21 protein-coding genes, 1 other RNA gene and 1 pseudogene are annotated in these 26458 nt (G+C 43.1%); 14 read left to right on the forward strand and 9 right to left on the reverse strand.

Translation table 11 applies throughout. From position 1 onward, the window contains the following. The first annotated feature begins 1 nt into the window (after window position 1). The 7 genes from rsxB to HBL79_RS05660 are packed head-to-tail and all read left to right on the forward strand — an operon-like array spanning window position 2 to window position 7529. Window positions 2–595, forward strand: coding sequence for an electron transport complex subunit RsxB (gene rsxB / locus HBL79_RS05630; protein WP_035684536.1), 594 nt, complete (start codon window positions 2–4; stop codon window positions 593–595). Then, window positions 588–3113, forward strand: coding sequence for an electron transport complex subunit RsxC (rsxC, locus tag HBL79_RS05635; RefSeq protein WP_035684531.1), 2526 nt, complete (start codon window positions 588–590; stop codon window positions 3111–3113). Before rsxB ends, rsxC begins: the two co-directional genes overlap by 8 nt. A 10-nt stretch (window positions 3114–3123) precedes the next feature. Next, a complete protein-coding gene (gene rsxD / locus HBL79_RS05640) occupies window positions 3124–4197 on the forward strand; it encodes an electron transport complex subunit RsxD (RefSeq protein ID WP_035684523.1) in 1074 nt (357 codons plus the stop codon). A 1-nt stretch (window position 4198) separates the two neighbouring features. Next, the gene (rsxG, locus tag HBL79_RS05645; protein WP_035684521.1) at window positions 4199–4831 is read left to right on the forward strand and encodes an electron transport complex subunit RsxG; all 633 of its coding nucleotides are present in this window, start codon (window positions 4199–4201) and stop codon (window positions 4829–4831) included. Further along, a complete protein-coding gene (locus tag HBL79_RS05650) occupies window positions 4818–5516 on the forward strand; it encodes an electron transport complex subunit E (RefSeq protein WP_272487553.1) in 699 nt (232 codons plus the stop codon). The genes rsxG and HBL79_RS05650 overlap by 14 nt, the downstream gene beginning before the upstream one ends. Further along, entirely contained in the window at window positions 5517–6152 is a 636-nt protein-coding gene (gene nth, locus HBL79_RS05655) for an endonuclease III (RefSeq protein WP_035684517.1), read from the forward strand. It abuts the gene before it with no gap. A 9-nt stretch (window positions 6153–6161) separates the two neighbouring features. Then, window positions 6162–7529, forward strand: coding sequence for a sodium-dependent transporter (locus HBL79_RS05660; RefSeq protein ID WP_035684515.1), 1368 nt, complete (start codon window positions 6162–6164; stop codon window positions 7527–7529). A 44-nt stretch (window positions 7530–7573) separates the two neighbouring features. Here HBL79_RS05660 and HBL79_RS05665 read toward each other — a convergent pair whose 3' ends face one another. Next, window positions 7574–9502: an ABC transporter ATP-binding protein gene (locus HBL79_RS05665; RefSeq protein ID WP_035688321.1), complete on the reverse strand. Its 1929-nt coding sequence runs from the start codon at window positions 9500–9502 to the stop codon at window positions 7574–7576. 98 nt (window positions 9503–9600) lie between these two features. After that, window positions 9601–10121 (reverse strand): annotated as a pseudogene (locus HBL79_RS05670) (gluconokinase). A 275-nt stretch (window positions 10122–10396) separates the two neighbouring features. Between HBL79_RS05670 and HBL79_RS05675 the strand changes: the two are divergent. From HBL79_RS05675 to cydC, 5 genes are all read left to right on the forward strand, one after another. Further along, complete coding sequence (locus HBL79_RS05675) at window positions 10397–11746, forward strand: GntP family permease (protein WP_035688317.1); 1350 nt, start codon at window positions 10397–10399, stop codon at window positions 11744–11746. 163 nt (window positions 11747–11909) lie between these two features. Beyond that, a complete protein-coding gene (locus HBL79_RS05680; RefSeq protein WP_017806150.1) occupies window positions 11910–12761 on the forward strand; it encodes a co-chaperone YbbN in 852 nt (283 codons plus the stop codon). Between the two features lie 61 nt (window positions 12762–12822). Continuing rightward, the gene (gene trxB, locus HBL79_RS05685; RefSeq protein ID WP_035688314.1) at window positions 12823–13776 is read left to right on the forward strand and encodes a thioredoxin-disulfide reductase; all 954 of its coding nucleotides are present in this window, start codon (window positions 12823–12825) and stop codon (window positions 13774–13776) included. Window positions 13777–13930: 154 nt separating this feature from the next. Then, entirely contained in the window at window positions 13931–15694 is a 1764-nt protein-coding gene (gene cydD, locus HBL79_RS05690) for a heme ABC transporter permease/ATP-binding protein CydD (protein ID WP_035688311.1), read from the forward strand. Continuing rightward, window positions 15694–17424, forward strand: coding sequence for a heme ABC transporter ATP-binding protein/permease CydC (cydC, locus tag HBL79_RS05695; RefSeq protein WP_046097403.1), 1731 nt, complete (start codon window positions 15694–15696; stop codon window positions 17422–17424). The genes cydD and cydC overlap by 1 nt, the downstream gene beginning before the upstream one ends. Window positions 17425–17455: 31 nt before the next feature. On the opposite strand, the gene ffs is transcribed toward cydC, so the two are convergent. The 6 genes from ffs to HBL79_RS05725 all read right to left on the reverse strand — a co-directional run bounded on the left by ffs (window position 17456) and on the right by HBL79_RS05725 (window position 24062). Beyond that, window positions 17456–17554, reverse strand: an RNA gene (ffs, locus tag HBL79_RS05700) — signal recognition particle sRNA small type. A 282-nt stretch (window positions 17555–17836) separates the two neighbouring features. Next, window positions 17837–18307, reverse strand: a complete 471-nt coding sequence (locus HBL79_RS05705; RefSeq protein ID WP_046097404.1) for a hypothetical protein — start codon at window positions 18305–18307, stop codon at window positions 17837–17839. A gap of 118 nt (window positions 18308–18425) precedes the next feature. Next, the gene (gene rnd / locus HBL79_RS05710; RefSeq protein WP_035688305.1) at window positions 18426–19580 is read right to left on the reverse strand and encodes a ribonuclease D; all 1155 of its coding nucleotides are present in this window, start codon (window positions 19578–19580) and stop codon (window positions 18426–18428) included. 78 nt (window positions 19581–19658) lie between these two features. Further along, a complete protein-coding gene (fadD, locus tag HBL79_RS05715) occupies window positions 19659–21347 on the reverse strand; it encodes a long-chain-fatty-acid--CoA ligase FadD (protein ID WP_017806144.1) in 1689 nt (562 codons plus the stop codon). 85 nt (window positions 21348–21432) lie between these two features. Continuing rightward, a complete protein-coding gene (gene tsaB, locus HBL79_RS05720; RefSeq protein ID WP_035688302.1) occupies window positions 21433–22143 on the reverse strand; it encodes a tRNA (adenosine(37)-N6)-threonylcarbamoyltransferase complex dimerization subunit type 1 TsaB in 711 nt (236 codons plus the stop codon). After that, a complete protein-coding gene (locus HBL79_RS05725; protein WP_035688300.1) occupies window positions 22140–24062 on the reverse strand; it encodes an ATP-dependent DNA helicase in 1923 nt (640 codons plus the stop codon). The genes tsaB and HBL79_RS05725 overlap by 4 nt, the downstream gene beginning before the upstream one ends. Before the next feature lie 161 nt (window positions 24063–24223). Between HBL79_RS05725 and HBL79_RS05730 the strand changes: the two genes are divergently transcribed. Both HBL79_RS05730 and HBL79_RS05735 read left to right on the forward strand, forming a co-directional pair. Then, window positions 24224–24712, forward strand: coding sequence for a TlpA family protein disulfide reductase (locus HBL79_RS05730; protein ID WP_081637548.1), 489 nt, complete (start codon window positions 24224–24226; stop codon window positions 24710–24712). Then, a complete protein-coding gene (locus tag HBL79_RS05735; RefSeq protein WP_017806140.1) occupies window positions 24712–25026 on the forward strand; it encodes a c-type cytochrome in 315 nt (104 codons plus the stop codon). Before HBL79_RS05730 ends, HBL79_RS05735 begins: the two co-directional genes overlap by 1 nt. 51 nt (window positions 25027–25077) lie before the next feature. On the opposite strand, the gene nhaA is transcribed toward HBL79_RS05735, so the two are convergent. Beyond that, window positions 25078–26250: a Na+/H+ antiporter NhaA gene (nhaA, locus tag HBL79_RS05740; RefSeq protein WP_035688294.1), complete on the reverse strand. Its 1173-nt coding sequence runs from the start codon at window positions 26248–26250 to the stop codon at window positions 25078–25080. Window positions 26251–26458: the final 208 nt, after the last annotated feature.

Below are 26458 nucleotides of genomic sequence, written 5' to 3' on the forward strand. Positions count from 1 at the left end.
GATGAGTTTATCCAGTATTTTAATTGCGATTACACTACTTGCGATCATTTTTGGCATTATCCTCGGCATCGCCGCGGTAAAGCTAAAAGTGAAAAGTGATCCCATTGTTGAAAAAATTGATGCCTTACTGCCCCAAAGTCAATGCGGGCAATGTGGTTACCCTGGTTGTAAACCCTATGCGGAAGCCATCGCTCAAGGCGATGTGATCACCAAATGTATCCCTGGTGGGCAGCCTTTAGTGGTGAAAATTGCGGATTTACTCGGCGTTGATGTGCCGTCCACCGAATTTGATGAAGAAGATAACACGCCAAAGGTTGCGATAATTCACGAAGATATGTGCATTGGTTGCACAAAGTGCATTCAGGCTTGCCCTGTTGATGCCATTATCGGCACAAATAAAGCGATGCATACGGTGATCCCCGATCTTTGCACGGGCTGTGAACTTTGCGTAGCCCCTTGCCCAACAGATTGTATTTCAATGATAAAAGTCGAAAAAGGCATTGATGAATGGGATTGGAAATTCGATCCCAACTTAGTCATTCCTGTGGTAGAAATCACCGAGAACAAAAGCAAGAATGAGGTGAATAATGGCTGATGAAACCGATGTATTAAACAGATTTAATTCGGGTAGATTATGGGACTTTGACGGTGGCATTCACCCGCCCGAAATGAAATCTCAGTCCAACCAACACCCTATTCAGCCTGCCATTGAGGTGGATTGCTACTATATTCCCGTCAAACAACACGCGGGCAATGCGGGAAATTTGCTCGTTCAAGTGGGCGATCAGGTGCTGAAAGGGCAACCGCTGACCCGTGGTGAGGGCTTACGAACCTTACCCGTTCATGCCCCGACTTCAGGCAAAGTTATCGCTATTTCCCCTTATGTCGCCGCTCACCCTTCGGGGCTGGCGGAGCTCACCATTCAAATTCAAGCGGACGGCAAAGATCAATGGCGAGAACAGCACCCTATTGAGGATTTCCTCAGCCAAACGCCAGCCCAGCTTATCGAAACCATTTATCAAGCGGGAATTGCAGGGCTTGGCGGTGCAGTGTTCCCAACGGCTGCCAAAATTCAGTCCGCCGAAAACAAGGTGAAATTGCTGATTATTAACGGGGCGGAATGCGAGCCTTATATCACCTGCGACGATCGCTTAATGCAAGATTATCCTGCTGAGATCATCGAGGGCATACGCATTTTACGCTATATTTTACGCCCCGAAAAAGTGGTAATCGCCATTGAAGACAACAAACCACAAGCCATTCAAGCCCTCAAACACGCCTTAAAAGGGGCAAATGATATTGAGGTGCGAGTGATCCCCACCAAGTATCCCTCAGGGGCGGCTAAACAGCTAATCCAAGTGCTGACAGGGGTTGAAGTGCCGAGCGGGCAACGTTCCTCAAGCATTGGCGTATTAATGCACAATGTCGGCACTGCCTTTGCGATTAAAAGAGCGGTCATCAATGACGAGCCTTTGATCGAACGCGTGGTAACCCTCACAGGCGATAAAATTCCCCACAAAGGCAACCACTGGGTGCGTTTCGGCACGCCAATTTCCGCTCTGTTGCAACAGGTGGGCTATCAATATGACGCCCGTTTTCCCGTGTTTATGGGCGGGCCGATGATGGGCTTTACCCTCCCCCATCTCAATGCCCCCGTAACCAAAGTTACCAACTGTCTGCTCGCTCCCGATCATTTTGAGTATGTCGAGCCTGAGCCAGAACAAGCCTGCATTCGTTGCTCTGCCTGCTCCGATGCTTGCCCTGTGCATTTAATGCCACAACAGCTTTACTGGTTCGCTCGCAGTGAAGATCATCAAAAATCAGAGCAATACGCTCTGCAAGATTGCATTGAATGCGGTATTTGTGCCTATGTTTGCCCAAGCCACATTCCGCTGATCCAATATTTCCGTCAAGAAAAAGCGAAAATTTGGGAAATCAAAGCACAGGCACAAAAATCTCACGAAGCCAAGCTACGCTTTGAAGCACGTCAAGCTCGTTTAGAAAAAGAAGAACAAGCCCGCAAAGCCCGCACACAACGGGCTGCCGAGGCTCGCCGTGAAGAAATAGCCAAACAGCAAGGCATCGATCCTGTGCAAGCCGCCTTGGAACGTTTGAAAGCGAAAAAACAAAGCGAAGCCGAGCAATCCCCCGAGGTAAAAACCTTTGTTGATGAAAAAGGTCAGCTCCAACCTGATAATGCCGAAATTATGGCACAGCGTAAAGCTCGCCGTTTAGCCCGTCAGCAAGAAGCACAAGAGAAAGCCTCACTCAGCACAGCGGGCAATCTTGCTCCAAATGCGGTAGAGAGCAATACGCAAAGCGAAAGTGCGGTAGAAAAAACACCTGAAAATCCAACCGCACTTGATCCGAAAAAAGCCGCCATCGCCGCCGCCCTTGCCAGAGCAAAAGCGAAAAAACAAGCACTAGCAGGAAATTCTGTAGCGGAAAATGTAGAACGACAAAATACCGAAAACCCAAGTACAGAAAATAATACAGAAAACGAAAGTGCGGTAGAAAAAACATCTGAAAATCCGACCGCACTTGATCCGAAGAAAGCAGCCATCGCCGCCGCCCTTGCCAGAGCGAAAGCGAAAAAACAAGCACTAGCAGGAAATTCTGCCACTGCTGAAAATTCAGAAAAACAAAACGCTGAACTGAGTACGGTAGAGCAAAATACAGAAACAGCAGAAGCAAATACACAAAGCGAAAGTGCGGTAGAAAAAACGCCTGAAAATTCGACCGTACTTGATCCGAAAAAAGCCGCTATCGCTGCGGCGATTGCGAGAGCCAAGGCGAAGAAACAAGTGCAAGCGGGATATTCCGCTACCGAAAATCTGGAAAAGAAAAATGCTGAACTGAGTACGGTGGAAAATGCACTTAATGCGATTAAAGCGGGGTTGGATACAACGGAGCAGGCGATTTCGATGATTCAGGCGACGAGTAGCCTATCGGATAATGCTCAATCTCGCGTCGCAACACCTGAGAAAGGCGAAACGCAAGAAAAAATGGCTGAAAATCTGACCACACTTGATACTAAAAAAGCGGCGATCGCGGCGGCGGTGGCAAGAGCCAAAGCCAAGAAACAAGCAAGAGAACAACATATTAAAGAATAAGGGTTTATCAATGTTTAAGATGATGAGTTCGCCCCATACCCATTCGGGCAAATTAACCGCTCACATTATGCTATGGGTGATTGCGGCGATGCTACCCGCACTGGTGGCACAAATTTACTATTTCGGATTTGGGGTGTTAATTCAATCTGCCCTCGCCATTAGCTTGGCGGTGCTACTAGAATTGCTGGTGACCCATTTACGCCGCAAGCCTCGTTTGTTTTACATTCGCGATTTTAGCGTCATTCTCACGGCATTGATTTTAGCTATGGCGATCCCGCCTTATGCCCCTTATTGGGTGATTTTAATCGGCATATTTGGGGCGGTGCTCCTCGGTAAACACGTTTATGGAGGCTTGGGGCAAAACCTCTTTAACCCTGCGATGGTGGGTTATGTGATTTTGCTGATTTCTTTCCCTGTGCAAATGACGGCTTGGCTTCCCCCTATGCAATTATTAAACGAACCGCCTAGCCTAAGCGATGCTTACCAGTTGATTTTTCACGGGCTGACAAGCGATGGCTTCACGTTGCAACAGCTCACCAATTCCATTGATGGGATCAGCCAAGCCACGCCGTTAGATTCCGTAAAAACCGCGTTGAAAATGAAAATGGAATTGAGCCAGATTAATCAATTGCCGATCTTTACCGCCTCGCCGTTCACAATGGATCTCAATTTAGGGTTAGGCTGGGCGGCGGTGAACTTTTGCTTTCTGTTAGGCGGGCTTTTCTTGATTTGGAAAAAAATCATTCATTGGCATATTCCCGCCGCATTTTTGCTTTCAATGTTACTCATTAGCACTTTGCATTGGCTGTTTTCTGCCACTGCCCCAAGCCCGCTGTGGCAATGGTTTAGCGGGGCAACGATGTTCGGTGCATTCTTTATCGCCACTGACCCTGTAACAGCGTCTATCACGCCAAAAGGAAAATGGATTTTTGGAGGGTTGATTGGTTTGTTAGTCTGCCTTATTCGTGCCAATGGAAACTATCCCGATGGCGTCGCCTTTGCTGTGTTATTGGCGAACATTTGCGTGCCATTGATTGATCATTACACCCGCCCCGTGGTGAGCGGACATAAAAAACGAGGTTAATATGCAAACTGCAAAAATGAGTGGACGTTATGGGCTTCTGCTCGGCTCAGTCGCTTTAATCTGTACCGCACTTTCCGCTGGGGTTTATTTTTTGACGAAAACACCAATTGAAGCTGCAGTGGCGAAGCAACAAGAAGAATTGTTCGCTCAGATCATTCCTCCGAAGGATTACGATAATGATTTGTTAGCGAGTTGCTACAAACCTACATTTCCGCAAGCACAAAATGTGCGAATTACTAAACTTTGTGAGGCAAAAAAAGCTCAGCAAGCCATCGCTTATCTGTATGAAACCATTGCCCCAGATGGCTACTCTGGTAACATTCGCTTTTTAGTTGGCGTAACCCCTGAGGGGGAAATTTTGGGCTTACGCGTTCTTGAACATAAAGAAACACCAGGGCTAGGGGATAAAATTGATTTGCACGTTTCGAACTGGGTTTTGAGCTTCAATTACAAGAAAATTAATAAAACAAATTTATCTCAATGGGCTGTAAAAAAAGATGGCGGCACGTTCGATCAATTTACAGGGGCGACCATCACACCTCGGGCGATCGTCAATCAAGTCAAACGTTCCGCATTGGTGATATTAGATTATCTTCATCAAGAAAAGCTGGAGGAGCATAGTGGAAACGACTGAAATAAAAAATAGCGAAAAAACTGACCGCACTTTGATTTCAGAAAAAACGAGCCAATGGCAACTTTTGTTCAAACAAGGCTTTTGGCACAATAATCCTGCGTTGGTGCAACTGCTCGGGCTTTGTCCGTTGCTAGCGGTGTCTAGCTCGGTGAGCAACGCACTAGGCTTGGGACTTGCTACCATTGCGGTGTTAATGTGTACGAATTTAGTTGTGTCGCTCTTCCGCCGCTATATTCCGCACGCCATACGCATTCCCATTTATGTGATGATTATCGCCACCACGGTTACCATCGTGCAATTAATAATGAATGCTTACACTTACAGCCTTTATCAATCCTTAGGGATATTCATTCCATTGATCGTAACCAACTGTATTGTGATTGGGCGTGCGGAGGCCTTTGCATCTAAAAATAGCCTTTGGCTTTCGTTGTTTGACGGCTTTGCGATGGGTGTGGGTATGACTTTCAGCCTCTGCTTGCTTGGGGCAATGCGTGAAGTGATTGGCACGGGTAAATTGTTCATTGGAATGGAAAACCTGTTGGGTGGCTGGGCGAAATCGCTCCATTTGACGTTATTTCAACTTGATAGCCATTTCCTACTCGCCATTTTACCGCCAGGGGCATTCCTTGGTTTAGGCATTATTTTAGCCATTAAAAACGTCATTGATCATAAAAGTAATAAATAGATGAATAAACAAAAACGTATTGAAATTTTAACGCGACTACGGGATCAAAATCCCCACCCCACCACTGAATTACATTATAATTCGCCCTTTGAATTATTAATTGCGGTGATTTTATCGGCACAAGCCACTGATAAAGGGGTGAATAAAGCCACGGCGAAACTTTTCCCCGTTGCCAACACGCCACAAGCGATTTTAGATCTCGGCGTAGAGGGGCTGAAAAGCTATATTAAAACCATTGGGTTATTTAATAGCAAAGCGGAAAACATTATTAAAACCTGCCGTGATTTAATCGAAAAACATCAAGGAAAAGTGCCCGAAGATCGCACCGCACTTGAAGCTCTCGCAGGCGTGGGGCGAAAAACCGCAAATGTGGTGTTAAACACCGCATTTGGACACCCAACGATCGCCGTTGATACTCACATTTTTCGCGTCTGTAACCGCACCAACTTCGCACCAGGAAAAACCGTGTTACAAGTGGAAGAGAAATTGCTCAAAGTCGTCCCTGATGAATTTAAAGTAGACGTGCATCATTGGCTTATTCTGCACGGACGATACACTTGCATTGCTCGCAAACCCCGCTGTGGCTCTTGCATTATTGAAGATCTTTGTGAATACAAAGAAAAAACCGAAAGTTAAAGGTAACTTATGACAACCCAAAAATCTGAACGACAAACTTGGTCAAGCCGACTGACCTACATTATGACGGTAGCAGGAGCAACCGTTGGTTTCGGTGCAACTTGGCGTTTCCCTTATCTCGTTGGGGAAAACGGCGGCGGGGCTTATGTGCTTCTGTTTTGCATTGCAATGATTGTGATCGGTATTCCAATGATCTTAGTAGAAAACGTGATCGGACGACGTTTACGCGTTAATTCCATTGATGCCTTTGCGAATAAACTCACCAGCAAACCGCATTCTAAATATTGGAAAATCATCGGCTATATGGGGCTACTCGGGGCGTTCGGCATTATGGCATATTATATGGTGCTTGGCGGCTGGGTGATGAATTATATCATCAGCCTCATTTCGGGCAGCCTTGATATTTCCACCACTATCACCAAAGACTATGCCAAAACCTTTTATGAGCAAAGTATCAGCAACAGCCCGCTACAAATCGCGGTTTACACCTTTATTTTCGTTGCGATCAATTATGTAATTCTCGCCAAAGGCATCATCGGCGGAATTGAACGCTCTGTGAAATACTTAATGCCGTTGCTTTTTATCTTCCTTATTGGAATGGTAATCCGCAACATTACCCTACCTGGGGCGGCAGAAGGAATTATTTATTATCTCAAGCCTGATTTTTCCAAAATCACCCCGCAGCTGTTCATTATGGTGCTAGGGCAAGTGTTTTTCGCCTTGAGCTTAGGGTTTGGCGTGCTTATCACCCTGTCAAGCTATCTCAGTAAAGAAGAAAATTTAGTACAAACTGCGGTTATCACAGGCTTCACCAATACGATTATTGCTGTGTTAGCGGGCTTTATGATTTTTCCTTCGCTCTTTAGCTTTGGCATTGAACCAAATGCGGGCCCAACCCTCGTATTCCAAAGCCTGCCGATCGTATTTTCCCATTTATGGGCAGGACGAATTTTTGCGATTATTTTCTTTAGTTTATTGTTGATCGCAGCTCTAACCACCTCAATTACCATTTATGAAGTGATTATTACCGCACTACAAGAAAAACTCAGAATGCGTCGCGGAAAAGCCATTCTTTTAACCTTAGGAAGTATATTCCTTTTCGGCAACATTCCGTCAATTTTAAGTGATAGCCTACTAAAAGATTTCACCATTTTTGGCAAAAGCATTTTCGATGCCTTTGATTATGTGAGTGGAAATATTCTCTTTTTACTCACCGCACTTGGCTGTGCCATTTTCGTGGGTTTTGTTCTCAAAGATGAGGCGAAAAAAGAACTGTCAAGCAACCCTAATTCAACGTTTACTACAATTTGGTTTAATTATGTGAAATATGTTGTACCTTTAATCATTGTAGTGATCTTCATTAGTAACTTAATCTAACAAAAAAGGGCAGAAATTCTCTGCCCTTTTATTTTATATCGCGTTTAACCCACCATATTTTTCTTTTCTTCCAATTCTTCCCAACGCAGAAACGCCGTTTCAAGTGCTTGTTCCGCTTCGGCGAGTTGTTGCAGTTTGTCAGAAGTGTACTGATGATCTTGCTGGAAGAAATTGGGATCAGATACTTCCTGTTGAAGTGCGGTGATTTTTTCTTCTAGTTTTTCTAATTGTTGCGGTAGCTGTTCTAGCTCACGTTGTTCATTGTACGACAATTTTACGGGACGATTTTTATTCGGCTTATGAGAAACTTTCTCCAATTCCACCGCACTTTCATTTTTCGGTGTTTTTTCCGCGTTCGCTGCTTTCTGAGCGAAATAATTGGCTTGTTGCTGTTTTGCGTCAAAGAAACCACCGATATATTTATTAATCACGCCATCGCCCTCAAACATATAGCATTCGGTCGCGGTGTTATCAATAAATTGGCGATCGTGGCTCACAATGAGTAATGTGCCTTGATAATCAGTAAGCAATTCTTCAAGCAACTCTAAGGTTTCTACATCAAGATCATTGGTGGGTTCATCCAAAATCAGCAAATTATTTGGCTTGAGCAGTAATTTAGCTAACAATAAACGGTTGCGTTCCCCGCCCGACAGGGCTTTCACTGGCACCATCGCACGCTTTGGAGGGAATAAGAAATCTTGCAAATAGCCTAAAACGTGGCGTTTTACCCCATTAACTTCAATATCTTGCTTCCCATCTGCCACATTGTCCATCACCGTTTTTTCAGGATCAAGATCGGCTCGGTATTGGTCAAAATAGGCGATATCTAATTTTGTTCCGCGCTTAATCCGCCCTGAAGTGGGCTGAATTTCCCCCAGTAATAGCTTGATTAAGGTGGTTTTACCAATCCCGTTTGCACCGACGAGGGCGATTTTATCCCCGCGTAAAATGGTGCTGGAAAAATGAGAAACCAGCTTTTTACCCGCAATTTCATAGCTGACATCTTCCAATTCAAACACAATTTTGCCTGAACGCGTGGAATTATCCACTTGCAATTTTGCCCCGCCAAGCACTTCGCGACGTTGCTGGCGCTCCATTCGCAAGGCTTTTAATGCTCTCACTCGCCCCTCATTGCGGGTACGTCGAGCTTTAATACCCTGACGAATCCAAACTTCTTCCTGTGCTAATTTTTTATCAAACAGTGAATTTTGCAAGGCTTCTACGCGTAAATTTTCTTCTTTTTCAATAAGATATTTGCCATAATCGCCAGGGTATGACACTAATTTGCCGCGATCTAAATCCACAATGCGGGTTGCCATTTTGCTGATAAATGCACGGTCGTGAGAAATAAAGATGATCGAACCTGCAAAATTAAGCAAGAAATTCTCCAGCCATTCAATGGCTTCCACATCAAGATGGTTGGTGGGTTCGTCCAAGAGCAACACATCGGGATCACAAACCAACGCACGAGCCAAAGCAGCTTTACGCAACCAACCGCCCGAGAGTTCCGCCAATGGCATATTTGGCTGAAGCCCTAATTTTTCGAGGGTTTCGCGGATTTTATTTTCAAATCGCCAACCATCGGCGTGTTCTAACTGCGATTGAATTTCTGCCAAGCGGTTTAATGTACTGTCGTGATATTCTTGCTCTAATAAATCCGAAGTGCGGTGATATTCTTTCAATAAATCCGCTAAATGAGCGATCCCCTCCGCCACATAATCAAACACATTCCCCTGTGCAGTACGCGGTGGATCTTGTTCTAAACGTGAGATAACAAGATCTCGCTCAAACTGCAATCGCCCATCGTCCATCACCATTTCGCCGGCAAGGATTTTCATTAATGTAGATTTCCCCGCTCCATTGCGACCAACAAGACACACCCGCTCCCCCGCTTCAATAAAAAGATCAGCGTGATCTAACAGTGGGTGATCGCTGAATGATAAATAACCATTGGTTAAGCTAATAAGTGCCAAAATTATTCCTTACTTTTAATGCAAATAATGGGTATTTTAACAGGTCTTGAGGGGATTGAGTAGAAAGGAAAAGTGCGGTATTTTTCAACCGCACTTTTTTATAACAGCGGTTTGAGTGCGTTTACGCAACGTTCTACCACCTCATCAAAAGAACCATCAATATCGATATGGATCACATCGGGTTCGTCAGCTTGTGGGATTTCGAGTGTGTCAAACTGGCTTTTAAGCATTTCTGTTTTCATATAATGCCCTTTACGCTGTTTCATTCTTTCTAAAACCAGCTCAAAGCTGCCTTCTAAAAAGAGAAATTTTACGTTTTCATTTCCCGCACGAATGCGATCGCGATACTTTTTCTTTAACGCCGAGCAAATGATAATGCCTACTTCACTTTTCTGTTCAAGGCTAAATGCAGCATCATTAATTCGCTCTAACCAAGGTGCACGGTCTTCATCGTTAAGCGGTTGCCCACTTCCCATTTTGATAATGTTCGCACGAGGATGAAGATCATCGCCGTCAATAAGTTTTAAACCTAAACGATGGCATACTTCTGTGCCAATAGAGGTTTTTCCCGTACTGGATACCCCATTAAAATAACACTTTTACCTTTTGCTTTCTCCATTTTAATTCCTATACTCTGAATTTCATTTTATTTTACTAACCATAACAAAAAATCAGAATTAGAGTTACTGGTAACATTACATTCTGTGATCATTATCACAAATTTTTAACAAGAATAGGAATTTTCTTCCTAATTATTTGAATTTAGTTAGAGATTTAACTAATAATATGCGGAACTATTTTACCTTAATGAAATAATTGTTATGTTACGGGTAAATTAGCCATTCGTTCTTGCCTTTGGTAAAGAAATTAAGAATCAAATATTAAGGATATTGTATGTTGATTTTCACACTAATTGCTTCCGTATTACTGTTGCTTTTATTGATTATGAAATTCCGCGTTCACGCATTTGTGGCATTAATTATTGTGAGTTTACTCACAGCCTTAGCAACAGGCGTACCATTCAACCAAATTCTGCCTACCCTTACAAAAGGTTTTGGCGGCACATTAGCCTCTGTTGCATTATTAGTGGGTTTAGGGGCGATGATCGGGCGTTTGCTTGAAATCACTGGCGGTGCAAAAGTCTTAGCAGATACGCTCATTAATAAATTTGGTGAGAAAAACGCACCTTTTGCATTAGGCGTTGCCTCTTTGCTCTTTGGCTTCCCGATTTTCTTTGATGCGGGCTTAGTGGTAATGCTGCCGATTATCTTTAGCGTAGCCAAACGCTTTGGCGGCTCAATATTACGTTATGCGTTCCCTGCGGCTGGGGCTTTCGCTGTAATGCACGCCTTTGTTCCCCCTCACCCTGGCCCTGTTGCGTCAGGCGATTTATTAGGGGCAAATATGGGCTTGTTAGTCATTGTCGGGCTAGGCTGTGGCATTCCCACTTGGTATATCGCCAGCTATTTATTTAGCCAATATTTAGGCAAAAAAGTGATGGTTGAATTGCCAAAAGCCTTCCTTAACGCTAATGCCATTAATGAAACTGCGGTGCAAAATCCACCAAGTTTTGGTAAGGTCATCACCATTTTACTATTACCTTTAGTATTAATTTTATTCGATACAGGGCTAAATACCCTTTCTGTAACAGGCGTAGTTGATGGCTCACAAACTTGGGTTCAAGCCTTACGTTTATTAGGCAAAACGCCCGTTGCTCTGTTAATCACCTTGCTTGCTACGATTTTATTACTGAAAGATCAACGCAGTAATGAACAAATTGAGAAAATTTGTGATAACGCACTCGGTCCAATCTGCTCCATTGTTCTCGTAACTGGGGCTGGCGGTATGTTTGGCGGCGTATTGCGTGCCAGTGGCATTGGTGATGTGCTTTCCTCAATGTTAGCGGACACAGGTATGCCCGTGATTGTCGCCGCCTTTATTATTTCAATGGCGTTGCGTGTGGCACAAGGGTCTGCAACGGTAGCATTAACCACCACCTCAGCACTCATCGCTCCAACTATCGCTGCCACAACAGGGTTAAGTCAATTCGATTTATGCTTTATTGTAATCGCCATCGCTTCAGGGGCAACGGTGTTCTCACACGTTAATGACAGCGGTTTCTGGCTAGTTAGCCGTTTTTTAGAAATGGATACCAAAACCACATTAAAAACCTGGACAGTGCTAGAAACATTAATTGGTTTTACTGGCTTCGCTTTTGCGTTGGTGGGAAGTTTCTTGCTGTAATCACAAATCGTCGTTTGATTTCAACATAATGTTGCCTTATTTGAAAACTTAAACGACGATAATCTATTTTATAAACTGCGGTGGTTTTAGAAAAAGTTTTCCAAAAACCACCGCACTTTTGTTACAATCTATGACAATTTTTGTAACTCAAATTGGAGTGAAAATGAGCCATTATATTCTTGATATTACCGAGCAAAATCTCACTGAGGTTTTACAGCAAAGCCAGCAAATGCCGTTGGCATTGGTGTTTTATGCACCGAGCCACGCGGATTCCCTTTCTTTTACTCAAGTGCTTGAACGCTATGTGGACAAATACCAAGGGCAATTTGTGTTAGGCAAGATCAACTGTGAAACAGAGCAAATGGTCGCCGCACAGTTCCGCATTCAAGCCTTGCCGACAACCTATTTATTCAAAGAAGGGCAAGCCCTTGATGCGTTCCAAGGGGCATTAGATGAGGCTACCTTAGAACAGCATTTAAGCCTGATTTTACCCAAAGAAGAAGAGATCAAATTTAATCAGGCGTTAGATTTTCTCAGTGTGCAAAATTACGATGCTGCATTGCCGTTATTAAAAGAGGCGTGGGAGGCTTCGGAGCATAAAAATAGCGATATTGCCTTGCTTTATGCGGAAACCTATATCGCGATGAAAAAAGTTGAACCCGCTCAGGAAATTTTAAATCGCATTCCCTTGCAGGATCGCGATAGCCGTTGGCAAGGGTTACAAGCACAAATTGAATTATTAATTAAAGCAGCGGATACCCCAGAAATTCAGCAGTTACAGCAAGATTTTGCGAAAAATCCAAGCCCTGAAATTGCCTTAAAACTGGCATTACAACTTCACCAAGCCCATCGCAATGAAGAAGCCTTAGACTTATTATTTAGCCTATTAAAACAAGATCTTACGGTGCTGAATGGCGAAGTGAAGCAGGAATTTTTATCGATTTTAGCGGCGATTGGCAACAACGATCCGATTACCAATAAATATCGCCGATTACTGTATTCGTTGCTCTATTAATCGCTTTAAGATCGCAAAAAGGTATAATATCTCGGCGTTTTCACTTATTAATTAGGAATTTATGTCAGAAATGAAACATTGCAAACTACTTATTTTAGGCTCAGGCCCTGCGGGCTACACGGCAGCGATTTATGCCGCTCGAGCCAATTTAAACCCCGTTTTGGTTACAGGTTTACAACAAGGCGGACAGCTCACTACCACCACAGAAATTGAAAACTGGCCAGGCGATTTTGGCGACACCACAGGCCCAGAATTAATGCAGCGAATGCTACAACACGCAGAAAAATTTGATACGGAGATCATTTTCGATCACATTCACCGTGTAGATTTATCTTCGCGTCCTTTCAAACTTTACGGTGATGTGCAAAGTTTTAGCTGTGATGCGTTAATTATCGCCACAGGTGCTTCCGCTCGTTATCTTGGTTTACCCTCAGAAGAAGCGTACAAAGGGCGAGGCGTGTCCGCTTGTGCCACTTGCGATGGCTTCTTTTATCGTAACAAGCCCGTCGCGGTGATTGGTGGAGGAAACACCGCTGTTGAAGAAGCCCTTTATTTAGCTAATATTGCTTCAGAAGTGCATTTAATTCATCGCCGAGATAGCTTCCGTGCGGAAAAAATCTTGGTGGATCGTTTATATAAAAAAGTGGAAGAAGGAAAAATTATCCTCCATACCCACCGCACTTTAGAGGAAGTGCTTGGCGATAATATGGGGGTAACGGGGCTTTGCTTAAAAGATACGCAATCCGAGCAAACGGAAGAGCTTAAATTAGACGGACTATTTGTCGCCATTGGACACGCGCCCAACACCGAAATTTTCGCCGATCAGCTGGAATTAAATAATGGCTATATTGTGGTGAAATCAGGTTTAGAGGGCAATGCTACTGCCACGTCTGTAGAGGGTGTTTTTGCAGCGGGTGATGTGATGGATCATAATTACCGTCAGGCGATCACCTCAGCAGGAACGGGCTGTATGGCTGCCTTAGATGCGGAACGTTTCTTAGATAGCCAAGCCTAATCGCGAGCGGCACATTAGATAGTCGTTTTGATTGAAAATAAGACAAAACGTTGCTCCGCCAATAGCAAGAAGCAACGAAATATGATGTTGCAATCAAACGACTATAACATACTGCCAGCTCTTCTTTTTATTTTTACCTCAACCTTAACGCATTATGGATAAAGCTCGCCAACGGCATTTACAAAAATGGTTGCGAACGCAACAACAACCAATAAAAAAATTACTCGGGCTGAATATTTTACTCGCCAGCCTCTCATCTATCGTTCTTGTTGCTCAAACCTATGTACTGGCAACACTCTTACATCAGCTCATTATTGAGAAAGCCCCAAAACAGGATCTCATTGGTTATTTTATCGCCTTAATTTTTGGCTTTGCCTTGCGGGCGGCAATCCTGTGGTTACGCGAACGCTTAGGATTTAAGTGCGGTCAAAAATTGCGTCATTTTATCCGCCAACAGATTTTTGCTAAGCTCCATCAAGTTGGGCCTGCAATGATCAATCAAAAACCCGCGGGGAGCTGGGCAACCATAATGTTGGAACAAGTGGAAAACTTGCATAATTTTTATGCCCGCTATTTACCACAACAAGCCCTTTCGGTCATCGTTCCACTGATTATTTTAATTGCGGTGTTTCCGCTCAACTGGGCTGCGGGGCTAATTTTATTACTCACCGCCCCTCTCGTGCCGATCTTTATGATCCTCGTTGGCATTGCCGCGGCAGACAGCAGCCAAAAAAATATGCAAACTTTGGCGAAACTGAGCGGGCAGTTTTTAGATCGATTGCGTGGGCTGGAAACCTTGCGTCTATTTAATAAAACTCAAGAACAAACTGAACATATTGAAGACGCCACCGAAGCCTTTCGTGAAACCACAATGGACGTGCTGAAAATGGCGTTTTTATCCTCTGCGGTTTTAGAATTTTTCACCTCCATTTCCATTGCTTTAATGGCGGTGTATTTCGGGTTTAGCTATCTGGGCGAGTTGGATTTTGGATCTTATGGCACGCCAATTACGCTGTTTATTGGCTTTTTCTGCCTTATACTCGCCCCTGAGTTTTATCAGCCCTTGCGTGATCTCGGCACTTATTATCACGATCGTGCAGCGGCAATCGGAGCAGCAGATGCCATTGTGGAATTTCTGGAACAACCAAGCCTAAACGCACCAGAAAACGCTCCACAAGATTTTCACCCCAATGAGGCGATTGCCATTACCGCACAAGATCTTGTAGTGCTATCACCACAGGGCAAGCCACTCACTCAACCTCTGAATTTCCATTTACCTGCAAACAGCTACATCGCTTTAGTCGGGCAAAGTGGTGCGGGGAAAACCTCTCTCATCAATACCCTACTCGGTTTTTTAGACTATCAGGGCAGTTTGAAAATCAATGGCATTGAGTTGTGCGAAATCCATAAAACTCAATGGCGTAATGCTATTGCTTGGGTAGGGCAAAACCCATTGTTACTGCAAGGTAGCATTCGAGAAAATTTATTACTTGGCGGTATCAATGCCAGTGAAAATGCCATTCGACACGCCCTGCAACAAGCCCAAGCGGCAACATTCACAGAAAAATTGGGGCTGGATAGCGAAATTAAAGAAGGGGGCATTGGGCTTTCTGTTGGGCAGGCACAACGTTTAGCCATTGCACGAGCCTTGTTGCGTCCGCGTCATCTTCTCTTGCTTGATGAGCCTACCGCTAGCCTTGATGCACAGTCTGAAAATTTGGTGCTTTCCGCCTTGCAAAAAATCAGCCGTGAACAAACCACATTGATGATTACGCACCGCATTGAAGATCTCAAACAATGTGATGCCATTCTCGTAATGCAACAAGGGCAGATTGTTCAACAAGGCAATTTTGCCACGCTACAACATCAGGGCTTTTTTGCCGAACTTCTGGCTCAACGTAAACAGGATATTAACTAATGCGAACTCTTTTGCCATTTTTACGTTTATTTAAACACGCCAAATTTGTGCTGTTTTTAGGCTTACTACTAATGATAACGGGGCTTGCCGCCAGCATTGGTTTATTAACCGTGTCGGGCTGGTTTCTTGCCGCTACCGCTCTTGCGGGTGCAGGAAGTTTATTTAACTTTTTCTATCCCTCTGCCACCGTGCGAGGGCTGGCAATCGGGCGGACGGTCGCACGTTATTTTGAAAAAATCGTTACGCACGATGCCACATTTAGAATCCTCGCTAAATTGCGTGTGCAAGTGTTCAAAAAAATCATTCCGCTTAGCCCTGCGGTATTAAATCGTTATCGTAATAGCGATTTGCTCAATCGTTTAGTGGCTGATGTGGATACATTAGATAGCCTTTATCTTCGCCTACTTGCCCCATTTACCAGTGCGGTGGTTGTAATCGGCTTTTTAACGCTCGGCTTGAGCTTGTTTAATCTCACTTTAGGGCTTTCCTTTGGTGGAATTTTGTTGGTGTTGGTCTGTGTTATCCCCACATTGTTCTATCATCTGGGCAAAAAATTCGGTCATCAACTTACCCACGCACGGGCAGCATACCGCACGCAATTTGTCGAATTTATCCAATCTCAAGCAGAATTATTGCTGTTCAACGCGGAACAACCGCTTAAACACAAACTTGATGCCACTGAACAGCAATGGCAACAATTACAACAAAAAGAAGCCAATTTAAGCGGATTTTCCACCGCACTTATGCTATTGGCAAATGGGCTTTTACTGGTATTTACGCTATGGTTCGCCGCCGATGCGGATTTTGGTAATGATCAATATAGCCCTGCGATCATCGCGCTTTTTGCCCTCGCCTCATTAGCAGCCTTTGAAATTCTAATGCCTTTAGGTGCAGCTTTTCTGCATATCGGGCAAGTGATGGCGTCCGCACAACGCATTACGGACATCACCGACCAAGCCCCTTTAGTGCAATTTCACGGAGAAAAAATGCTCGAAAAAAGCACCGCACTTTCTATTAAGCTGCAGGATTTGTCTTTTACCTATCCTGAGCGTCAAGACATTGCATTAGAAAAGATTAATCTTGATATTCCGCAAGGCAGGAAAATTGCGATTTTAGGCAAAACGGGAAGCGGAAAATCTACCTTATTACAGCTTTTAGTACGAAATTATGCTCCTACACATGGCGAAATTTTCCTTGCGGATCAACCGATTGAACGCTACACAGAATCAAGCTTGCGTGAGCAAATTTGCTTTTTAACTCAGCGAATCCATATTTTTAGTGATACCTTACGCAATAATTTACAACTGGCAAATCAGCAAGTCATTCAAGATGAAGCGATGATCGAAGTGTTAAGTCAAGTAGGATTAGGCAAATTATTAAATCAAGAAGAAGGCTTAGATTTATGGCTTGGCGATGGCGGTCGCCCTCTTTCTGGTGGGGAACAACGCCGCTTAGGTTTAGCACGCGTGTTGTTAAATCAAGCCCCCATTTTATTGCTTGATGAGCCGACCGAAGGATTAGATCGCGAAACAGAACGCCAAATGTTGCAACTGATTCTCAACCACAGCAAAGACAAAACCTTAATGATGGTAACCCATCGCCTGACCGCGATAGAACAATTTGACTGCCTTTGCGTGATTGACGAAGGAAAGCTCATCGAACGAGGAGATTATCAAACTTTGATAACAAAAGAAAACGGATTTTTCAGGCAATTAGTGGAACGTATCTAGGAAAAAACGAAGAAAAGTAAGCTGGGCGGAAACCTTCCCAGCTTAATCTCGGCACACGAAAAATCTGACTTTGGCTGCTTTCTTCCGAACCTGACCGAGTAAACCAGACCTCGTTGCGAGGAACCGAGAAGGTTTCCATAACACTTATTTTCCTGTAGTGGGAAAATAAAACTCGTGCATTATGCCTCAAGTATGATCGAATTGCAAACCTTTCAAATTAAGGGGAGATTTAACTGATTAAATAACGCACGTTACCAAGGTTTAAAACAAAATAAGAGAAAATACAAGCTGTATACTGCATAAATGATGTTTTGATAAGATATGGTATTGCACAGTGTTGAATTAAAAATTTGTCAAAGGCAAATAAAAAACCGCTGGTGTAGCGGTTCTTTAAGTGAAAATATACTACTAATTATTGCGTTTTTTTACCATACTTCTCTGCATATTCTGCTTGAAGCTTTTGTAGCTCTAACGTTGCTTCAGTTGCTTTTTGAGTTTTTTCTTCAACTAATCTCTGAGTTTCCTCTGTAGGATTAGTGATTAACTTCAAGCCATCTTTCGCAAGTTCAGAAGACAATGACAACACAAATTTCATTTTATCTTTTAACTCATTGATTTCTTTACTATTAATGTCTAATGAGTCTAAACTTTTCTGTACTTCAGCATTTCTAACGCTTAAAGCATTCATTGCTTCTTCAATTTGCTTAATATCGCCAGTTGCCAGTTTTTGTTCGTACTCTTGCTGAAATGCAAGCTGACTTTGCTGATTATTGGCACTCCATTCAACCAATTTTTGATAATCGGCTGCTGGATCGCCTTTATTACAAGCAACTAAAAAAAACGTAAAAATAATAGTGGCACCAAATTTAATGATTTTATTCATTTTATTTTCTTCCTTTAAGTAATTATTTAATAAATATAACTAGAATGAAATTAGTTAACTTTCCTCAAGTGGAATTGATTATTTTACCCTTGCTCAAGGGCAATTGCCAAGTACATAATTAAAACTCTTGCAAAGTTTTATATAAAATATCACCGAACTCCTTTCTCCACCCTTTTAATAAATTGGGCAATTGATTGGGATCTTGCTCTTTTATCCAACACCATTTCATTAAACTTTCTAATCCTCGCTTACTTGCAATCACTTCCATTGGCAATTCAGCCGGCGTGATTTCTTTTAATTTTTGTTGCAAAGCCTTAAGCCCTGGACGATAACGCGGATCTTCCATCAATCTAACAATTCGAGGAGGATACAGCTCTTGCGGTATTCCTTTCGCTTTATCAACAATTTGTAATAGTTTTTTTCCATTATGTCGGACTTCCATTGGCAATAATCCCAATGCCAGCAATTCTGAAGTATGCTTAGGACTATGTTTAGCGACTTGCCATAAATGCTCACTTTTAATAATGAAATTTAGTGCAACATCTCGTCTAATTCCTTCTTGTAAACGCCACTTTGCGAGCAATTTTAACGTCATTAGCTCCGCTTCATTGAGTTTCCACGCATTCGGAATATCCAAATAAGCAAATTCTTCCGACTTCGCCTTCTGGCAGTTTTCTAATAACATTTCACATTCATTCAACACCGCACTTTGCCATACCGTTTGAACTAGATACTGTTGCATTTCTTCATAAAGGGGTAATAAATACCATACATCCGCTGCGGCATAATGTAATTGCGTATGGGACAAAGGGCGGGAAAGCCAATCTGTGCGTGATGCACCTTTATCGAGTTCCAACTCAAAATAATGCTGGATTAAGCTAGCAAAGCCCATTGAATGTCCGAAGCCGAGAAATTGGCTGATGACTTGCGTATCCACTAAAGGCGTGGGTAACTGTTTGAAATAATGATGAAAAATTTCTAGATCTTCTTTGCACGCGTGTAAAACTTTCAGCACATTTTGATCGGCAAGCAAGGCGATAAAAGAGGAAAAATCCGTGATCGCGAGCGGGTCAATTAAGCTCACTTGCTCTCCGTCATAAAGTTGGATCAAGCCTAATTTGGGATAGTAGGTTCTGGTGCGGATAAATTCGGTATCCAGTGCTACCACCTTACATTGACGTGCTTGAGAGCAAACTTGCTCCAATGCCTGATCGGAATCAATAATTTGAAAGTGCGGTGCGTTTTTTAGCTCTTTTTTTATTGGCTGAGTCATTGTTAATGTTCTTTTAGGTTAAAGAAAAATAGGCGAACCTTCGTCCGCCCTCTTTGACTGTTCAAGATTAATTGACGCTTAATTCGCAGGGCGTTTTGCCAATTCTTCTTCACGCAAGACGCGGCGTAAAATTTTTCCTACATTAGATTTTGGCAATTCATCACGAAATTCAATCTCTTTCGGCACTTTATAGCCTGTGAGATGTTGGCGGCAATGTTGGCGTAGCTCATCACGCGTCAAACTTTCGTCTTTTTTTACCACAAACACTTTGATGGTTTCACCCGATATTTCATTTGGCACGCCGATGGCCACCACTTCTGCCACTTTGTAATTGAGCATAATCACATCTTCAATTTCGTTAGGGTACACATTAAAGCCCGATACAATAATCATATCTTTTTTGCGATCCACAATCCGCAGGCTATAAGATTCGTCCATAATCACGATATCCCCTGTGGCGAGCCAGCCGTCTTTCAGCACTTCTGCAGTGGCTTCAGGGCGTTGCCAATAACCTTGCATCACTTGGTCGCCTTTTACCCAAAGCTCACCCGCTTCGCCTAATTGGGCTTCTTCGCCATTCTCTTTGAGAATTTTAATATCCGTATTCGGCACAGGCACGCCGATCGTGCCGTTATGCTTCACCACATTAATCGGGCAAGCGGCGATGAGCGGTGAACATTCCGTCATTCCGTAGCCCTCAATAATGTTACAGCCTGTGGTTTCGTGCCAGCGGGTCGCGACAGATTGCTGTATCGCCATTCCGCCGCCTACGGACAGTTTCAGCGATGAGAAATCTACTTCTTTGAAATTTTCATTATTTAACAAGGCATTAAATAAGGTATTCACGCCAGTAATCGCGACAAAGCGGTGCTTCTTCATTTCCTTCACAAAGCCGTCAATATCCCGTGGATTAGTGATCAAAATCGCGGTAACACCTAATTCAATAAACAATAAGCAATTTACTGTTAAGGCAAAAACGTGATAAAGCGGCAAGGCAAGAATGGCTTTACGTTCTTTGCTATGATCACCAACGAAAGGATAAGCAATCCATTTGGCTTGAAAAACATTGGTAATAATGTTGTGGTGCGAAAGCATCGCGCCTTTTGCCACGCCTGTTGTTCCCCCTGTATATTGCAGAAAGGCGAGATCATTGGCAGAAATCTGCGGGCGGACATATTGGCGGAATTTCCCCACAGCTAGCACTTCACGGAAGGTAACCGCGTGTGGCAATTTATATTTTGGCACTAATTTTTTGATGTATTTAACCACAAAATTCACCAGCGTTCGCTTGCCGAAAGACAGTTGATCGCCCATTCGGGTCAAAATAACGTGTTTCACTTCTGTATTGAACACCACTTTTTCAAGGGTTGAAGCGAAATTTGACACCACCACAATAGCTTTCGCCCCGCTGTCTTGTAGCTGATGTTCTAGTTCTCTTGGAGTATAAAGGGGATTAACGTTCACCACCACCATTCCCGCTCGCAAAATGCCGAACAGGGCGATAGGATATTGCAATAAATTAGGCATCATTAACGCCACAGGATCACCTTGTTGCAACTTTAATTCATTTTGCAAATAGGCGGCAAAAGCTCGGCTGCGTTCTTCCAGTTTACGAAAGGTTAAAACTTGCCCCATATTAATATAAGCAGCACGATCTGGGTGTTCACGCACGGCTTTGTCGAACATATCTAAGATATTTTCATAGGCAGAAGTGTCAATATGCTTTTCTGCACCTTCTGGATAATTGATAAACCAAGGCTTTTCCATTTGTTATCCTTTTTCTCTTGGGTTAAATTATGGGGATTTTATCACTCGCGTTGCGATGTGCCAAATCTTGCTTTTTTGTTCTCGGCTATTCCCGCCCTGGGAGTTTTTTCCACGTTACTTCGTTGCGTAAATAAACTGGCTCAATCTCCACCGCACTTATCCATTGTTTTTGCCAATATTGAGGCAAGGCAAGAGGAAGCATTGCACGGGCTGAAGGTAATAAAATCTCGCTCGACTTCGCCCAAGTTAGCCCTTCTAACTGAGCATAAGCCTGCCAGCCTGTTCCCACTTTCATTCCATTTTCAACCATTTTAGCTTGCTCTAAGACACGTTCTGGAGAACACACTTGTTCTACCACCACAGGCTGCCAAGAAAAAAACGTGCCAAAATCTGACCGCACTTTTTCCCCGTGAAGTTGGCTGAAATAGGCTTCATTCATTCTTGCGTCAATGGCACAAAGCACCTCCGTTGTGCCGTATTGCTCATAGGCTTGCTGTGCCATTGCGGTGAGGTTAGAAATGGGAATAACAGGCAAATCCGCCCCCAATGCCAAGCCTTGTGCAATGCCAGCTCCCACACGCACCCCCGTAAAGCTACCCGGCCCTCGCCCAAATACGAGAGCATCGACTTGCTTGAGCTGAAGCCCCGACTGGCTCAAAATTTCATCAACCATTGGCAAAATGCGTTTTGTGTGGATGCGTTGTGCCAGTTCGTCTAAATGGGTGATTTCCCCTTTATGCAATAAGGCAACGGAACACGCCTCTGTGGAAGTGTCTAAAGCTAATAAGGTTGTCATTCTTTTTTCTCAGTTAAAAATTGGATTACAGTATTTAAATCTCGGGTTCGTTTGGCGTTGGGTAAACTTTTCAAAAAGGTTTCGCCGTAAGATCGCATTACCAAACGGCTATCGCAAATGATCACCGCACCGCGATCGGTAACATCGCGAATCAATCGCCCTACCCCTTGTTTTAAAGTGATCACCGCTTCTGGAATTTGGATTTCATTAAAGGGATCTTTGCCTTGCAAACGGCAATCTTCCATACGGGCTTTGAGCAGCGGCTCATCGGGGACGGTAAAAGGCAATTTATCAATAATCACTAAAGACAATGCCTCGCCTCGCACATCAACACCTTCCCAAAAACTTGATGTCGCCACTAAAACCGCGTGCGATTGGGTAGTGAATTGTTCCAGCAATTTCGTTTTCGCCGTTTCGCCTTGCAACAAAATCGTGAGATTGCTATATTCACGGAAAAAATCCGCCAGCCCCCGCATCATCGCATAAGAGGTACAAAGCACAAAGCAACGCCCCTGATTTCTTTCGATGATCGGCAACAGCATTTTCCCTAGCTGAGTTTGGGTATCCGCACGATTTAATGCAGGCACATAACGCGGCACACACAGCAAGGCTTGTTCAGGATAATTAAACGGGCTAGGCAAGATTTTCTGTGTCGCCTTTTCAATGCCTAAACGTTGGCAAAAATGCTCAAATGTGCCGCCCACTTCTAAGGTGGCAGACGTAAAAATCCACGCGGCTTCTTTGCTGTTGAGCTGTTCGCCAAATTTATCCGCAACCGTCAAAGGCGTGATGTGCAAGCCAAAACCTCGCCCCAAGGTTTCATACCAATAACAATAGCCCACCAAATGGCTTTCTTGCAGGCGTTTCAGCATTAATTGGATTACCCCAATTCGCTCAAAAATGCTATCTAGCGTTTGCGAACGTCCTAACGAGAGCTTCACCACTTCGGCTAAAAATGCCAGCTTTTCTTGCAATAATTCGACATTTTTTTGCACCGCACTTTGCTGATAAAGGGTTCGCCAGTTGCCCCGCTGATTGCCCTCGCCAAGCAATAAGCGGAAATCTTGCACCAATTTGAGCAAATTATCCGCTGCCACGCCAAGTTGTTTTAAATCTTTCAATTCGGTGCGATAAACAATATTCGCATCTTTGCATAAATCAAAAAATTGGCGAGCGGTGAGAGATTGCCCAAAATATTGGCTTGCAATATCCGCGAGCTGATGGGCTTCGTCAAAAATAATGGCTTGAGCATTAGGAATGAGTTCGCCAAAACCACTTTCTTTCACTGCCATATCAGCGAAAAATAAATGATGGTTCACCACCACAACATCGGCATTTAATGCTTTTTTGCGTGCCGCTGCCACATAGCAATTGCCGTAATTCGGGCAGTCGGAGCCTAAGCAGCTTTCCGTCGTGCTAGTCAGTTGCGGTAAAATGGGGCTATCTTCAGCGATCTCGACACATTCGCTTAAATCCCCCGTTTTGGTGGCATTGTTCCATTTTCGCACCTTGCTAAGATCCGCCAGCACGGAGCGATCACCCAACACGCCTTGTGCAATCACCTGATCCAAGCGTTCAAGGCAAAGATAATTGGATCGCCCTTTAAGCAAGGCGATTTTCCCCGTGTAATTCAAGGCTTTTTTAATGGCAGGCAGATCGCGATTAAAGAGTTGATCTTGCAGATTTTTTGAGCCCGTGGAAATAATGGTCTTTTTCCCCGCAAGCAACGCAGGCACTAAATAAGCAAAGGTTTTGCCTGTGCCTGTTCCTGCTTCCACCACAAGGGCTTCTTTCGCCGAAATCGCCTGAGCCACAGCCTGTGCCATTTCTAACTGTTCAGCACGCGGACGAAATCCCTTAATATGCTGACTTAGCACGCCCGTTTCCGCAAAGGCGTTAATCACATTTTGGCTATCCATTTATCCCAGTTAAAAAATAAAAATCAAAATTGGGCGTATTCTAACAGAAAAACGCTATACAGTGTTGTACTGGATAGCGTTATTGTTAATTTACAAATCAAAAAATATTGAATGCTATATTCTGTGGTAACATAGCACGTCAATTTTTTATGGATAACAGAATGCAATTAAGAAATAGTCTAAAACTTGGTTTATTAAGTGCGGTGCTTTTTTTGCTTATTTCTTGTAAAGACCAAACTGCCAACATCGGCAGCCAAGCCCCTGATATTGCTGCTTTTGATTTGCAAGGCAACAAGGTGGAATTAAGCCAATTTACTGGGAAAAAATTGCTCATCAATTTTTGGTCAGAAACCTGTGGCATCTGTATTGTTGAAATGAAATTATTACAGCAATTTTCCCAAAGCTATCCCGAACACTTACAACTTTTAGCCATTAATATTGATGGTAAACGCGGTAACACGCAAGCTGTCGCAGAAAAAAATCAACTCACACTGCCGATTGCCAAAGATCAGCTTAATATCACGGCTGAACGTTATCAGTTAGTTGGCACACCGACATCATTCGTGCTTGATCCTAAAGGAAAAATCCTTTATAAATTCGAGGGCTTAATCCCTGAGGACGAATTACGAAAACTATTTGAGGAAAAATAATGAAAGGTTACGCTTCTACTCTATTTTTTATTGCAGGCTCGCTATTGGCGCTCAACAGCCACGCTAATGAAAGCCTTGAGCATACGCAAAAAATTTTTAATCGCTCTTGTGCCATGTGCCACGGCAAACAAGGGGAAAAATCAGCATTAAATCAATCTGCAATTATCAATAGCTTAAAAACTGAAGAAATTCTCACCGCACTTGAAAAACGTAAAGCGGGGGAAATTGTCGGTGCAGGAAATGCGGCGAAATCTCGTTTAAGTGAAGAAGAAATGAAAGGATTAGCGGAATACATTCCAACATTGAAAAAATAACATTAATGAAAAATCGGGCTACGTTTAATAGCCCGATTTTTTTATCTTATATTATCCCCTAGATTTCGTACAAACTTTCAGTAAGAAATAACCACCTACCGCTGAGATGGCTGAACCAAGTAAAATACCTACTCGAGCAAAGCTTGCCATTTCACTTACCCCATCGCCACCAAAGGCAAGACCTGCTAAGAACATTGACATGGTAAAACCAATACCGCAGAGCAAGGCAATGGCGAAAATCTGTTTAAAATTAATTCCTTCAGGCAATTTTGCAATACGGAATAATACTGAGAGATAACTAAACAAAAAGACACCCAGTGGTTTTCCCAGTAATAGCCCTAAGATCACGCCTAAAGTGAGTGGCGAGCTTAAGGTGTCTAACCCCATTCCTGATAAGGATACCCCAGCATTGGAAAAGGCGAATAATGGTAAAATAAAGAAAGAACACCAAGGGGCTAAAATATGTTCCATATCGTGCAATACTTTCCTACCATACTTTCCTTTTAAAGGAATACTAAAGCCTATAATAACACCAGCTAAAGTAGCGTGAACGCCTGATTTCAACACCGATATCCATAATATTAAACCAACAATAGCATAAGCCCCTAAATTGGAAACCTTAAAGCGATTAAGTAAGATTAATCCAATAATCGCAATGCTAGCGAGAATTAATGCTCGTGTACTCAAATCATGTGAGAAAAATAATGCGATAACAATAATTGCTCCTAAATCATCAATGATTGCCAGTGCAAGTAAAAAGACTTTTAAGGCAAAAGGCACGCGACTACCAAGCAATCCTAGCACGCCTAACGCAAACGCAATATCCGTTGCCATCGGGATTGCCCAACCACCTTGATATTGTGGTGTGTCTTTCGTTATCAACCAGTAAACTAATGCGGGAACAATCATTCCTCCTAGTGCTGCAATCGCGGGAAAAATGGCTTTTTGATAACTTGAAATCGCCCCTGTAAGTAATTCTCTTTTTACTTCTAAACCCACAAGGACAAAAAACACTGCCATAAATCCATCATTGACCCACGTAAGTAAAGGCTTATTAATTTCTACAATGGAACCAAATTGGATCACGACGGGAGCATCAAGAAAACTAAAATAAAAACGACTTAATGGGGTATTAGCAAGTAATATCGCAAATGCAGCAAAAAACAATAAAAGCATTCCTCCCGCAGCTTCTAGTTTCATAAAATACCGAATATATCGAACCATTAATCTCTCCTAAATAAAATAGTGAACATAAAACACACAATGGATAATTTATTGATGATGAAATATTATCTCTCATTTTTTCTAACATATAAAAGAAAAATGGGTCAATATCAATCACCAAATTTTTTCAATCATTAAATAATTTTTGATTTTTTATTCAATTTTTAACCCTATTTTTCTACTAAAATATAAACATCATAAACAGAAA

This window comes from Avibacterium paragallinarum (genome assembly GCF_011765605.1).
Taxonomy (GTDB): Bacteria; Pseudomonadota; Gammaproteobacteria; order Enterobacterales; family Pasteurellaceae; genus Avibacterium; species Avibacterium paragallinarum.

What these genes read in the sequence shown, in the direction of transcription:
- rsxD (WP_035684523.1), top strand. Translation starts at nt 3,124, where the DNA reads ATGTTTAAGATGATGAGTTCGCCCCATACCCATTCGGGCAAATTAACC.
- HBL79_RS05725 (WP_035688300.1), bottom strand. Translation starts at nt 24,062, where the DNA reads ATGGATAGCCAAAATGTGATTAACGCCTTTGCGGAAACGGGCGTGCTA.
- tsaB (WP_035688302.1), bottom strand. Translation starts at nt 22,143, where the DNA reads ATGACAACCTTATTAGCTTTAGACACTTCCACAGAGGCGTGTTCCGTT.
- rsxB (WP_035684536.1), top strand. Translation starts at nt 2, where the DNA reads ATGAGTTTATCCAGTATTTTAATTGCGATTACACTACTTGCGATCATT.
- cydC (WP_046097403.1), top strand. Translation starts at nt 15,694, where the DNA reads ATGCGAACTCTTTTGCCATTTTTACGTTTATTTAAACACGCCAAATTT.
- rsxG (WP_035684521.1), top strand. Translation starts at nt 4,199, where the DNA reads ATGCAAACTGCAAAAATGAGTGGACGTTATGGGCTTCTGCTCGGCTCA.
- HBL79_RS05675 (WP_035688317.1), top strand. Translation starts at nt 10,397, where the DNA reads ATGTTGATTTTCACACTAATTGCTTCCGTATTACTGTTGCTTTTATTG.
- rsxC (WP_035684531.1), top strand. Translation starts at nt 588, where the DNA reads ATGGCTGATGAAACCGATGTATTAAACAGATTTAATTCGGGTAGATTA.
- HBL79_RS05730 (WP_081637548.1), top strand. Translation starts at nt 24,224, where the DNA reads ATGCAATTAAGAAATAGTCTAAAACTTGGTTTATTAAGTGCGGTGCTT.
- HBL79_RS05735 (WP_017806140.1), top strand. Translation starts at nt 24,712, where the DNA reads ATGAAAGGTTACGCTTCTACTCTATTTTTTATTGCAGGCTCGCTATTG.
- nth (WP_035684517.1), top strand. Translation starts at nt 5,517, where the DNA reads ATGAATAAACAAAAACGTATTGAAATTTTAACGCGACTACGGGATCAA.
- nhaA (WP_035688294.1), bottom strand. Translation starts at nt 26,250, where the DNA reads ATGGTTCGATATATTCGGTATTTTATGAAACTAGAAGCTGCGGGAGGA.
- rnd (WP_035688305.1), bottom strand. Translation starts at nt 19,580, where the DNA reads ATGACTCAGCCAATAAAAAAAGAGCTAAAAAACGCACCGCACTTTCAA.
- HBL79_RS05660 (WP_035684515.1), top strand. Translation starts at nt 6,162, where the DNA reads ATGACAACCCAAAAATCTGAACGACAAACTTGGTCAAGCCGACTGACC.
- fadD (WP_017806144.1), bottom strand. Translation starts at nt 21,347, where the DNA reads ATGGAAAAGCCTTGGTTTATCAATTATCCAGAAGGTGCAGAAAAGCAT.
- HBL79_RS05680 (WP_017806150.1), top strand. Translation starts at nt 11,910, where the DNA reads ATGAGCCATTATATTCTTGATATTACCGAGCAAAATCTCACTGAGGTT.
- trxB (WP_035688314.1), top strand. Translation starts at nt 12,823, where the DNA reads ATGTCAGAAATGAAACATTGCAAACTACTTATTTTAGGCTCAGGCCCT.
- cydD (WP_035688311.1), top strand. Translation starts at nt 13,931, where the DNA reads ATGGATAAAGCTCGCCAACGGCATTTACAAAAATGGTTGCGAACGCAA.
- HBL79_RS05705 (WP_046097404.1), bottom strand. Translation starts at nt 18,307, where the DNA reads ATGAATAAAATCATTAAATTTGGTGCCACTATTATTTTTACGTTTTTT.